Origin of the sequence: Limnohabitans sp. MORI2, assembly GCF_027925025.1 — a bacterium.
Classification (GTDB): Bacteria; Pseudomonadota; Gammaproteobacteria; order Burkholderiales; family Burkholderiaceae_C; genus Limnohabitans.
The window spans coordinates 498845-511961 of sequence record NZ_AP027058.1 but is presented as its reverse complement, the minus strand read 5'-3'; the positions used below and the strand labels follow the sequence as shown (position 1 = coordinate 511961).

General features: G+C 49.5%; 6 protein-coding genes. 5 read left to right on the top strand and 1 reads right to left on the bottom strand.

Annotation, left to right across the window (positions count from 1 at the left end):
- Window positions 1–12 precede the first annotated feature (12 nt).
- From QMG27_RS02545 to QMG27_RS02525, 5 genes are read left to right on the top strand one after another with little or no spacing between them, the layout of a single operon-like run.
- Entirely contained in the window at window positions 13–2250 is a 2238-nt protein-coding gene (locus QMG27_RS02545; protein WP_281812852.1) for a tetratricopeptide repeat protein, read from the top strand.
- 11 nt (window positions 2251–2261) lie between these two features.
- Entirely contained in the window at window positions 2262–3422 is a 1161-nt protein-coding gene (locus tag QMG27_RS02540; protein WP_281812849.1) for a hypothetical protein, read from the top strand.
- A 7-nt stretch (window positions 3423–3429) separates the two neighbouring features.
- Window positions 3430–4248, top strand: a complete 819-nt coding sequence (locus tag QMG27_RS02535; protein WP_281812846.1) for a glycosyltransferase family 25 protein — start codon at window positions 3430–3432, stop codon at window positions 4246–4248.
- Between the two features lie 13 nt (window positions 4249–4261).
- Entirely contained in the window at window positions 4262–4930 is a 669-nt protein-coding gene (locus tag QMG27_RS02530; protein WP_281812844.1) for a glycosyltransferase family 25 protein, read from the top strand.
- Window positions 4931–4948: 18 nt separating this feature from the next.
- The gene (locus QMG27_RS02525; RefSeq protein ID WP_281812842.1) at window positions 4949–5677 is read left to right on the top strand and encodes an FkbM family methyltransferase; all 729 of its coding nucleotides are present in this window, start codon (window positions 4949–4951) and stop codon (window positions 5675–5677) included.
- 42 nt (window positions 5678–5719) lie between these two features.
- Here the strand turns inward: QMG27_RS02525 and QMG27_RS02520 are convergent, their stop codons facing one another.
- On the bottom strand, window positions 5720–13021 hold the full coding sequence (locus QMG27_RS02520) for a heme utilization protein (RefSeq protein WP_281812840.1): 7302 nt from the start codon (window positions 13019–13021) through the stop codon (window positions 5720–5722).
- Window positions 13022–13117 lie beyond the last annotated feature (96 nt).

The window sequence follows — 13117 nt, the reverse complement described above, 5'->3', positions numbered from 1 at the left end:
GAAACACCGCATATGACTACCAAAGCGCCAAAAAAATCGATTCAGACCCTCATCAATGAGGCTCTTGCACACCAACATGCAGGCGAGTTAGACGCCGCGCAAACGTTGTTTGAACAAGCACTCAAGCTCGATGCGAAGAATGCAGCTGCGCTTTATTCGCTAGGAGCGATTGAGTCGAGCCGTGGTCGATATGAGCAAGCGCTCCCACATATGCAAAAAGCGGTCAAGGCATCGCCTAACTTTGCGCAGGCACATCTCGCGCTGTCGGTGATTTTGTATCACTTGAATCGCATCCCAGAAGCGACTCAGGCCGTCAACAAATCTCTCAAGCTGGACCCGCGCCTCACGGGCGCGCAGGCTCATTTGGAAACGTTGCGACTCTCTCAAAATGGCACCAACCCAATGAGCAGCAGCAACCCTGAAGCAGCTGCACTCAACTCGCAAGCCATCGGACTGCAAGGCACTGGACAACATGCACAAGCAGAAGCCCTTTTGCAACAAGCATTGGCCATTGACAGCAACAACTTCATGACGCTGTATTCGCTGGGTGTGTCGTGCTCTCACCTCGGAAAAACCAAAGAAGCCTTGGGCTACTTTGATCGCGCCACACAAGCGGCACCACATTTGCCGCTTGGCTTTTTCGCCAAAGCCAAGACCTTGCATGACTTAGGCCTGGCGGAAGATGCCATCGTTGCGTACGACCAAGCGATTGATGTCGACCCCCACTACATGGAGGCCTACACCAACAAAGCCGCGTTGTTGCAAGGCATCAACCGTCACCACGATGCACTGTTGACTTTGACAGCTGCGACAGAGATTGAACCCAACCATGTGCGCGCCTTAGAAGGCCAAGGCCAATTGTTGGGTCAGTACAAGCAATACACATTGGCCACGCGTGCGTTTGCTCACGCATTACAAGTTGCACCTGACTATGCCTATGGCGAAGGGCATCTGATGGGTGCTCGCATGAGCAATTGTGACTGGACCGACTTCGAGGGAGCCAAAGCCCGCATCATCGCAGGCATTCATGCCGGCAAACTCACCTGCGGCCCGCTGACCATCATGTCTATCACGGATGATGCAGCCACCATTCGCAAATGTGCTGAGTTGTATGCAGCTGACAAATACAAAGCCTCTTCAACACCTTTGTGGACCGGTGAAAAATACCAACATCGCAAAAAACGTGTCGCATTCATGTCGGCCGATTTCCGCATTCATCCCGTCGGCTATTTGCTGATTGGCCTGATTGAGCAGTTTGACAAGAGTAAATTTGAATTAACAGGCTTCTTTACGGGCGTTGGCGACGACAGCGATTTGTGGCGTCGTTACCGATGCGCTTTCGACCATTACATCGACTGCAACACCATGCCTAGCATTGAGGTGGCCAAACTCATGCGGGCGATGGAAATTGATGTGGTGGTCGAGCTGTCGGGTCACACCGAAGGCACTCGTCTCGACATCTTGGCGTATCGCCCTGCGCCAACCCAAGTCACCTATCTAGGTTTTCCAGGCACCTTGGGCTTGCCATACATTGATTATTTGATTTCTGACCCGCGCATCATTCCGCCTGAGTTTGAAAAGCACTATCAAGAAAAAATTCTCACCCTGCCGCATTGCTACTTACCGCGTGACGATACGGTGGTGCCATCACCTGACACTCCCAAACGATCTGACTTTGGTTTACCAGACGAAGGCATTGTGTTTTGCAGCTTCAACCACGACTACAAAATCAATCCGCCTCTGTTCAAAGTTTGGATGGATTTATTAAAAGAAGTCCCAGGAAGCGTGCTGTGGTTGATGAAACTCAACGAAGGTGCTCACAAAAATTTGGCACAAAGTGCACGTGATCATGGCATCGATCCTGAACGCATCATTTTTGCTTCACGTCTCCCACGCGTCGAAGACCACTTGGCACGCTATCGCTTGGCCGATGTCTTCATTGACACCTACCCCTACAACGGCCACACCACGGCGGGTGATGCCTTGCGTTCAGGCTTGCCAGTTGTGACGTTGTGTGGCGGGAGCTTCTCTTCGCGAGTGGCCGCCAGCCTGCTGCACGACATCGGCATGAGCGAGCTCACCTGCACCAGCTTTGAGGAATACCACGACAAGGCATTGCGCTTGGCAACCCATGCTGACGAACGCGAAGCAGCCAAGCGCAAGCTGCAAGGCATTTTGGACCGCCAAGAGTGGCCACATACACCTGCACATCAGGCACGGGCGCTTGAGGCTTTGCTGCTTGAAATTTAATTTGTTCGACCATGTCTGACGTCATCGCCCGAAAAATTGAAATTCAGAACATCATCCGCCAAGGCAATGCGCCCTTGGCAGAGATCTATGCGCGTGAATACTTGGCGGCACATCCTGAGGATGTGGACTACAAACAGCAGATTGAGCGCGAGTTCGAAATGGCGTACGGTTTTCCAGAAAACTTTCGCGCCTGTGAACTACCTCATGCATCCGTTGATCCCGGAAAATATCTGATCATCAAAGCTTGGGGGCATGGATTTTGGAGTGAAGTCCATCACCTTCTGTCACAACTGTTGGTGGCGGAATTAACGCATCGCACGCCAATTCCGCTTTGGGGAACGAACTGCATTTTCAGGCTTGAAAACACACGCAACAGCATCAGCGAGTTTTTTCAAGGCTTCGAGAATCCAGACTTAGAAAAGTTGTGCACTGAAGACGGCATTTATCCGCCGAAGTGGCATGGCCAAAACATCTATACAGAAAATAGACAAATATTTTCTGGTGAATACTCCAAGCAATCCGCTCAATATTTTTTGAGTCGCACAGAACCTATTTTGGTGAGTGATTTTTATACATCACTCACTTCCATCAAGCCTTGGATTTCAGAAAAGTCTTGTTACTTTGGCCTGTCTGAAGATGACATTTACAAACTCTTGTTTGAAAAATTCATCCAACCGACCGATGCCATGCAAGCCAAAGCAGATGACTTCTACCAGCGCCACATGGCTCAGCGCAACTGGATAGCCGTGCACATGCGCGGCTCTGACAAGATTCATGAATCACCAGGCTTGCAAAAAACCAATGCACATTACTTTGGATTCATAGATCGCATGCTGGAGCTCAACCCTGGCATTGGCATCTTTTTAATGACCGATGCTGTGCAAATTTTGGAGTACTTCCAAATCAAATACGGTGAGCGTGTCCTCTTCACACCATCAGAAAGAACCAGCTCGCAAATTGGCGTACATCTGTCTACGAACGATGGCCACAAAGCTGGACAAGAGGTGTTGATTGATGCGCTGATTGCGTTGAAATGCGATTACTTCATTGGCAACAAAGAATCCAACGTATCGCTTGCCATTGCCAATATGAAACGCTGGCCAAACGGGTTTAGCTTCTTACTTGGCAACGAGATCATGCACTACTCAGATCGTTTGATCTTGCAAATGTGAGACCCCTATGGACTGCTACTACATCAACCTCGCATCTGAAACAGAAAAGCGTGCTCAGCTCGAGAAAAACTTTGCTCAACACAACACTCTGAACTGGCCACTTCATCGGTTTGAAGCTCTTGACAAAAAGTATGTTGAAGCAAACAACATTCAAGGGCAACTCTCCAACGGCGCAAAGGGCTGCTTCTTAAGTCATCGCGAGTTGATGAATCAAAACATCAATAACAAAGACCATCTGTTTATTGTTGAAGATGACATCGTGCTTTGCAACAAAACGCAAACCGTTATTGAAAAAATTATTACTACTCCAGAGTTCGAATGGGACCTGCTCTATACGGACATCTGCGTACCGAATGCAGCAACCATGTTGGATTTATTTCAACTCAAACAAAGCTGCCTTAAAAATGATCAACTGCGCATTCTCGATCTTTGCGAAATGAACTTTGCCAGTACCGCAGCGTACATTGTTAACAAAAATTCCATCAGCAAAGTTGCATCGATGTTGAATGCCATGCAACAACTAGATACACCAATTGACCTGACGTACCGTGCATTGGTTCAGACTAGGAAACTCAAAGCTTTTGTAGCGTTCCCATTCTTAACTTCACTTTCATCTGAATCTGAAGACTCAAACATCCAAACAAAAGAGCATGCCTATACGGAACTGGTGTGGCATTCATTTAGAAAACTTATTTGGATGGGTGGGAAGTCGGATCACATAGAGAAAAATTTAACCCTAATACGAGAAGGCGACTTTACCGATGAAGCTAAGGCATTTTCTACGATATTAAGCGGCACGTTTTCGCAAAGTTTTATTCAGAAATAAATTGGAAATCATCATGACTTTTAGCTTCACAAATGCTAGTTGCTACCTTATCAGTTTAGATGCACGCGAGGATCGTCGAGCACTGTTTGTTGCCAACACTGATACGCAAGGCTTTGCACTCAATACATTTGAGTGGATTCGTGCAATCGAAGATCAAGATTTTGGAGGCTTAGGATGCGCCAAGTCGCATTTGCTCGCCATGACTAAATTTATGACGGAAACTGAGAATGAATGGTGCTGCATCTTTGAGGATGACTTCAACTTTCGCGACACAAGAGAAACTACCGAGCAAACGATTGACTACACACTAAAGAAATTTTCTGATCTCGATGTATTTTTACTAGGTGGAACAAAGTTGGTTCCAATGCCTACCAACGCCGAAATCGGGATGTATAAAGTGAATCAAGTATTTGAATCTGCCACAACTTCAGGCTATATCGTGCGACGTCGGTATGTAAAACAGTTGATGATTAACTGCATGGACTCGATCATTGGAATGGAAAAATTCAGAGCAGCTTCTCCACGAAGTGTGATTTATCACAAATTTGCAATCGACCAAACATGGAAAAAGCTACAACGCACGGACAATTGGTACTGCACCACACCCATGTTAGGCGCTCAAATTCCTTCCTACAGCGACATTGAAAAAACTGACATTGACTACACCCATACATCAGCTTAATTTACAAAAATAAATACTATGAAACTTGCCGCGCTAGAAGTTAGTTTTGGAAATAAGCCCATTAGGTTCTCATACCGAAATCAAAGCCTTGGAGACAAGGGCGTCGTTAAACAAATTTTTCAAAACTCAGACTACAACATTGCTCATTGGCCCCAAGGAAAACGTTTTGTGGAGTACTTCCATGAGCACACGCAAAATCAGCAAGGTCTGATCATTGATGCTGGCGCAAACATAGGTGCATCAGCTGTCTATTTTTTAGAAATTTACAACAACTCATATGTTTATGCGATTGAACCAGATCGTGAGAATGTAAGCCTTCTAACCTTGAACACTCAGCCGTACGAAGCTGTTCATATTTTCCACGGAGCGATTGCTGGACAAGATGGTGACCTTTATCTAGAGGATCCTGGACATTCAGACTGGGGGTTTAGGACACGCAAAAAGGATCAGGCGAACTCTGAAAGCGTGAAAGTTTCTGCGATTTCACCGAAAACCATCCTTCAAAAAACTAAACACATGAAACCTATGATGTTCAAAATTGACATCGAAGGAGGTGAAGAGAGTTTGTTTGAAGGTGACACATCTTGGATGCGAGAGTTCCCACTGTTAATCATCGAACTGCACGACTGGATGCTTCCGTTCTCAGGATCATCTAAAAACTTCTTTAAGGCTATCGCTCAATATGAATTCGACTTTGTTCATAAAGGCGAAAACATATTTCTATTCAATCGAGAACTACTATGCTGAGTGATTGACGGCGTTTAAATAGCCGCCAATCACACAGTCATCTCAAGCCCTACTAATCAAACCGTACAGCTGAGTTGCAGTCAACGAACTAATCTGCGTCGTTGTCAAAGCCCCTACCTGAGCGCTAGTCAGTGATGCCAACTGTGAAGTCGTCAAACTGCTGACTTGATCGGTCGTCAAGTTTGTCACTTGGTCGGTCGTCAAGGCTCTCACCTGAGTTGAAGTCAAGCTTCGCAACTGAGTTGTATCGATGATCGCCACTTGATCGGTCGTCAAAGCTGCAACCAACGCAGTCGTCAGGGCGCGCATTTGATCAGTCGACAAAGCAGCAATCTCATCCGTTGCGAAGGCTGCAATATCTGCCCCCTCCAAAGCTTTGATTTGATCAACTGTCAGTTTGGCCACCTGATCAGAGGTCAACGCCGTCAACTGCGTATCAGACATAGCCCTGATATTTGTTGTACTCAGCTTAGTGATTTGATCGGTCGTCAAAGCAGCCACTTGGTCCGTGGTCAAGGCTTGTGCAGAGACAGTCGTCAAATCTTGGACTTGAGAAGTCGTCAATGCAGCTACCTGATCCGTTGTCAACGCCGCTGTCTGAGCCGATGTCAATGCCTTGATTTGAGTCATGGCATTGATACTGGTGGTCAAGGCAGTCACTTGATCTGTGCTGATGGCTTTGACCATAGCAAAGGTCAAGGCGGCCACTTGATCTGTGGTCAGTGCGCCAACCTGATCAGTAGACATGGCTGTGACATCCACCACATCCAAGGCAGCGATTTGGTCTGTACGCAACGCCACCACTTGGTCCGTACTCAAATTCGTCACAGAAGTGGAGGTCAATGCACGAACTTGTGTTGTGGTCAACGCATGCAGCAGCGCAGTATCCAAGTTAGAGACTTGGGTCGTATTCAAGGCTGCAATCACTGGATCAGACAAATGCTGAACTTGTGTGGTTGTCAAATAGTTCACTTGATCAGACGTCAGCGAAGCCACCGTGTTGTTTGTCAAATTCGCCACTTGCGAGGTGGTCAAAGCTTGAACTTGATCTGAGGTCAATGCAGCAACGCCGCTAGAGGTCAACGCTTGAATTTGCGATGAGCTCAGCGCTCTGATCTGCCCCGTGGTCAATGCAGCAACTTCGTCGGTCGTAAAGGCATTCAGCTGATCCGCAGAGAGTGCTCCAATCTGTGTCGTGTTCAATGCAGCCAACTTAGACGTATCCAACGCAGCAACCACTGCTGCTGAGATGGCCGCTATTTGTGCAGTTTCCAGCAAGTTCAAATTCGTTGAACTCAGGGCGTTGACCTGGTCAGAACTCAAACCAGCCACATTTGTGGTGCTCAATGCACGTAATTGTGAGCTATTGAGCTTCTCAACTTGACCCGTTGTCAACTTGGAGACTTGATCCACATTCATCGCTTGGATCTGCGCCGTGCTGATGACTTGGATCTGGTTAGTGCTCAGGCCCACAATTTGATCAGACGACAAGGCCGCCACTTGTGCTGTGGTGATCGCTTGAATCTGGTTGGTCGTATCAAAGCCAGCAATTTGCGTGGTGCTCAATGCCGCCACGTTACCCGTCGTCAACGCTTTGATTTGCCCAGTTGTGAGCTTGCTGATTTGCGTTGATGTCAGCGCTTCCACTTGTGCTTGTAACAACTGACTGACAGCAGCAGTGCTGAGAGCAGCCAAGTTGCCAGTCGACAAATTAGCCATTTGCGTGGTGGTCAAGGCCACGGCTTGTGCTGTGGTCAACGCGCCAATTTGCCCAGTGCTCAAAGCATTCACTTTGGTTGAACTCAACGCAGCCAAATCTGCGGTTTCAAGCGCTTGTACCTGTGTTGTGTCTAGCGCACGTAATTGATCTGTGGTCAGGTTTGCCACTTGATCAGTGCTCAAGTCACGTACCAGGGCGGTGGTCAACGCACCAATTTGCCCAGTGCTGAACTTCGCGACTTGGCTGGTGCTCAGGGCTGCAAGCTGCGTGCTAGTCAGACCTGCAACAACAGACGTATCCAACTTGTCAATTTGTGTGGTGGTGATTGCCTGCATTTGCGCAGTAGAAAGCGCTGCGGCTTGCGATGCGCTCAACTTGGCAATGTCGGCTGTTTCCATATTGGCCACTTGCGATGTCGTCAACGCCGCCACTTGGTCATAGGTCAAATGGCTGACTTGATCGGTGGTCATCTTGGCAATTTGATCGGTGCTCATCGCCGCGATTTGATTGCCGCGCATTGCTGCCAACTGAGTCGTGGTCAAGCGAGCCACATCGCTGGTAGACAAGCCTTGCAACACTTGTGAGGTGGTCAACGCACGAACTTGACTTGTGGTCAAAGCATCAATGTCCGCATTCTCCAGCGCCACCACCCCATCGGTGGTCAACGCTGCCACTTGCTCAGTCTTCATGCTAGCAACCTGCTCGGTGGTCAATGCCACCACTTGGTTGGTACTGAGCGCAGCAATTTGAGATGTAGTCAAGGCATTGATTTGCGCAGTAGACATTGCCGCCACTGCGTCCGTATTGACAGCAGCGGTCTGCGATGTCGTCAAAGCCGCCACCTGGGCAGTACTCAAATTCTTCACCTGATCACTTGAAAGCTTGGGCACTTGTGTGGTGGTCAGTGCTGTCAACTGTGTCGTGTCAAACTTAGAGACAGCTGTTGTAGTCAATGCGATCACTTGGTTTGTTGTCAAGGCAGCCACTTGGTCTGTCTTGAGTGCTGTCACTTGGCTGGTCTTCAGGTTCGCGATGACCGAAGTATCCAACTTAGCTACTTGCGTAGAGGTGAATGCTTGCAACTGTGTGGTGGTCATTGCCCTGACTGTGTCGCTCGACAAGCCAGCCACCTGTGTGGTGCTCAATTTCTCTAGCTGAGAAGTGGTCAAGCTCGCGACACCAGAAGTCGTCATGGCGTTGATTTGAGCCGCCAACAAGTCCGTCACTTGAGAAGTAGTAATGGCACGAATCGCATTGGTTGACATTGCACCCACTTGGGTTGTTGTCAATGCTGGTAGCAAGGTGGAACTCAGAGATGCAACTTGTGTCGTGGTCAAACGAGCCACTGCTGATGTAGACACTTTCACCAATTGCTCAGTGGACAGTGCATTGAGTTGTGCCGTGCTGAAACCAGTGACTTGGTCAGAACTCAGAACCGCCACATGCGCTGTCGTCAACGCCTGCACCTGGCTTGTGCTGAATTTATCTAAGCGATCATCCAAGGCTTGAATGTCACCATCTTCTAGCTTCGCCACTTGCGCTGTGGTCAGCGCCCCAACTTGCGCATCATCCAAACGGGCAAAGTCTTCTGTCTCGAGCGCACGAATTTGATCAGTGGTCAATGCTGCCAATTGACCAGTCCCCATGGCAGCAACACTAGTGACAGTCAGAGCTGCCGTCGCACTTGTGCTCAATTTTTTGATTTGATCGGTGGTGAACGCAAACACTTGTTCAGCACTCAGCGTGGATGCGCTGGCTGTGGTCAATTGAGCCACTTGGGTAGTCGTCATGGCCGCAATTTGTGCGGTGCTCAGGGCTGCTATTTGTGCCGTACGCAATTCAGCAATGCTGTTGGTGGTGAGCTTAGCAATTTGCGCTTCGGTCAAGGCAGAGACTTGATCCGTGGTCAACGCTTTGACACTGTCTGTCGTCAGCTGTCCCACTTGTGTAGTGGTCAAACCTTTCACTTGATCGGTCGTCAACGCCACCACTTGGGCTGTGCTGAGTGCTTGCAACTTCGCTTGATCAAAAGCTTGCAACTGCGCCGTCGTCAGCGATTGAATTTGCCCCGTGGTCAAGGCGACCACCTGATCGGTAGTCATCGCAGTAATTTGGTCTGTATTCAGCGATGCAACATCCGCAGTCTCCATCGCCTTGACCAAGGTGGTGCTGAGCCCATGCACAACCGCTGTATTCAATGCAGCCACCTGTGATGTGGTCAGTAACTGAATTTGGCTGGTCGACAAACCACCCACTTGTGTCGAGTTCAGTGCATTGAGCGCCGCAGTCGTCATGGCTTGCAGCTGACTGCTGCTGAGTGTGCGCATACTCGCTGTGGTCAAACCTGCAACCTCAGAAGAGTTCAGTGCAGCCACCTGATCAGTTGCCAAACTGGCAACCTGAGCCGTGGTCAGAGCACCAAGTTGTGTGCTACTCAAAACAGCCACATCCGCAGTTTCCATGGCACGTACTTGATCGGTACTCAGCGCAGCCACTTGAGTGCTGGTCAAGTGGTTCACTTGATTGGTGTTAAGTCCTGCCACTGCCCCCGTCGACAAGCTAGCCACCTGTGCGGTTGTCAATGCGGCCACCTGATCTGTGGTCATGCCAGCCAGGGCGCTGGTCCCCAACGCTTGCAGTTGCGAAGTACGCATCGCAGCCACGCGATCTGTGTTGATCTTGGCCACTTGTGATGTTGTCAACGCTTGCAACTGTGCACTACCCAATGCCAAAACTTGGTCTTTGCTCAAGGTCTGGATTTGGTTGGTGTCCATCGCACGCACATTCGCAGTCGAGAATGCGCTGATTTGATCTGTCGTCAGTGCCGCCATCAAGCTGGTGGTCAACGCCTGAGTTTGTGTACTGGTTAAGTTGGCAATCGCCGCTGTGCTCACACCTTTGATTTGCGAGGTGGAGAAGTTAGCAACTTTGGTTCCCAGAGCCTTGATGCTATCGGCAGTCAAGGCGTTGATTTGATCGGTCCCGAGCTCAGCCAATTGGTTGGTAGACAAACTGCCTGCTGCAGTCGTTGTCAACGAGGCGATTTGATCAACCGTCAAAGCTTTGACTTGTGCTGTGCTCAACGCGGCCATCTGTGTGGTGTCTAACGAAGCAACAGCAGAGGTGTTGAGGTAGCGAATTTGTGTTGTATCCAACTTGGCCACTTTGGCAGCCAACGCATCCACATGACCAGCAGTCAAGGCACCTACGGCACCATTAGACAGAGCTCCCACTTGATTGGTGTCAAATTTCGCCACTTGCGCGGTGCTCAATGCGGCAATGTTGGCGGCTGAAATGACAGCCACTTGGTCTGTCGTCAGTTTTTCAATCTGTGAAGTTTTCAATGCTGCCATGTCTTCGGTCGACAAGGCTTTCACTTGGTTGGTGGTCAAGGCCTGCAACTGGGTCGAATTCAAGCCTGCAATTTCATCAGCTGCCAAGGCTTTGACGTGGGCCAAACTCAAAGCGCGAAGTTGCGTTGAGCTCATGGCAACAACTTGCGCAGAGTTCAAAGCTGCGATGTCATCCGTTGCCATAGCAGCCAACTGATCGGTCGTCAGCGCATGAACCTGAGCCGTTGTCATGGCTGCGAAGTCAGAAGCCTCAAGCCCCGTAATTTGGGCGGTTGTCAAGGCCGCAACCTGATCGGAGCTCAGTGCTGCAATTTGTGAACTCGACAAACTATTGACTTGGGTTGTCGTCAGTGCCGCAATTTGATTGGTATCCAAAGCCTGCAGCTTGGTGGAATTCAAAGCGTTCAAGCCCTCAGCGGTCAGCCCTTTCACTTGCGCTGTGGTCAGGGCTCCTAACTGTACAACGCTCATGGACGCCAACGCCGTGGTCGTCATTGCTTTGAGCTGGTCCGTCGATAGTTTTCTCACCTGCGTTGTGTCGAGCTGACCAATACCTGTTGTGGTGAGGGCTTGTACTTGTGCGGTAGTTAGCGCAGCCAAATTGGTCGTACTGAGGTTATGCATGGCCGTGGTAGACAGCGCCGCAATTTGATCACCAGACAAGGCTTTGATTTGTGAGGTACTCAGCGCATTGACTTGGCTCGATGTCAAAGCTGCCGTCGCGGCAGTCGTGAGCGACTTGACTTGCGATGTTGACAACACCTTGATTTGCGAGGTGGTCAAAGCACCCACGGTGCTTGAATTCATGGCCTGCAATTGCGCCTCACTCAAGACTTTCAATTGCGCATCGACTAAACCAGGAGCTTGTGTGGTTGTCAAGGCAGCCAACGCTGCAGTGCTCAAACCTTTGACTTGGGTGGCTGTCAAAACGCCAACTTGACTAGAAGTTAGCTTAGAGATGCCTGTTGTCGTAAAGGATTTCAGCTGAGCCGCGCTCAAATTTTTCACTTGATCATTGGTCAGTTTTTCAACCTGTGATGTGCTGAGCTGCCCAAACTTATCAGGGGTCAACCCTTTAAGTTGAGTAATGGTGATGGCCTGTATCTGGTTGGTGCTCAATGCTTGAATTTGGGTTTCAGTGAACGCCGACAAAGCAGAGGCAGACAGGTTTTGAACTTGATCGGTTGTCAAGTTACGGATTTGTGATGTGCTCAAACCCGCCACAAAGTTAGAGCTCAAACCTTTGATTTGAGCCGTGGTCAATGCGGCCACTTCCGTGGTCGTGAGCGACGTCATGTCGGTACTGTCCAACGTCTCTAAGGCCGTAACGCTCAAGGCTTTCAGCTGAGTGCTGGTCAGGGCTGTCAACTGCGCACTGCTCAGCGCATTAACCTGGCTGGCCTTCAGACGGCTAACTTGGGTGGTATTCAAATTGGCAATCTGAGCCGTTGTCAAAGATTGAATTTGTGTGTCATCAAGGGACGCCAGTTGTGTGACGGTCATCGCGTTGAGCTGCGCGCTGGTCAAGCCTGCCAACTGAGTGGAGGTGAACGCGTCCAACTGAGCTGCGCTCATGGCCACGAAGTCCTTGCTCTCAATGGCTTGAATTTGATCGGTGCTCATGGCACGCAACTGCCCTGTACTCAGAGACTTGATGTGGTTCAAGCTCATGGCCACCACTTGGTCTGTTGTCAACCCATTGATGTCGCGTGTTTCAATGGCTTTGATTTGAGAATCTTTGAAGCTTGCAATCTGTGAAGTCCCCAAAGCACCCAACTGATCGGCGATCAAATTGACAATTTGATCTGTGGTCAAGGCTTGAATTTGGCTAGAAGTCAGTGCACTCAGTTGCGCGTTATCGACCTTACCGATTTGGTTCGCCTTGAGAGATGCAATTTGGTTGCCTTTGAGCGCCGTGAGCTGTGACGTCGTGAATGAATTGATTTGTGACGAGGTCAACGCCCCCATTTGCGTTGCGCCAAAACCCGAAAGCTGGGTGTTGCTCAAGGCGGCCACTTGGGCATCACTCATCGCCGCGACATTGGCAGCGGACATGACTGAGAGCTGTTTCACCGTAAAGCCCGACATGGCGGAAATGCCAACAGAAGACACCTGGTCTTCTGTCAACCCTGCCACCTCTCCTGCCGTCAAAGCTTTGATCTGGTCGGCCGTGTACAAAGAAATGTCTGTGGTGGCAGTGACTTTAGCGGGCGCCGTGACATTGCGGAATGTGACAGCTGGATTACTAAAGTTATTAATTGTGTTGGCCATGATGTGCTCTTTTCTCACTAATGGAGGGGCAACAGCAGCGTCTTGCTCAGCAAGATGCTGCCCTTGCAGGGTTTCGTCTCTTCCATATCGACATGA

Excerpts from the sequence above, each read along its gene's own strand:
- QMG27_RS02545 (WP_281812852.1), top strand. The coding sequence starts at position 13 with ATGACTACCAAAGCGCCAAAAAAATCGATTCAGACCCTCATCAATGAG.
- QMG27_RS02540 (WP_281812849.1), top strand. The coding sequence starts at position 2,262 with ATGTCTGACGTCATCGCCCGAAAAATTGAAATTCAGAACATCATCCGC.
- QMG27_RS02535 (WP_281812846.1), top strand. The coding sequence starts at position 3,430 with ATGGACTGCTACTACATCAACCTCGCATCTGAAACAGAAAAGCGTGCT.
- QMG27_RS02530 (WP_281812844.1), top strand. The coding sequence starts at position 4,262 with ATGACTTTTAGCTTCACAAATGCTAGTTGCTACCTTATCAGTTTAGAT.
- QMG27_RS02525 (WP_281812842.1), top strand. The coding sequence starts at position 4,949 with ATGAAACTTGCCGCGCTAGAAGTTAGTTTTGGAAATAAGCCCATTAGG.
- QMG27_RS02520 (WP_281812840.1), bottom strand. The coding sequence starts at position 13,021 with ATGGCCAACACAATTAATAACTTTAGTAATCCAGCTGTCACATTCCGC.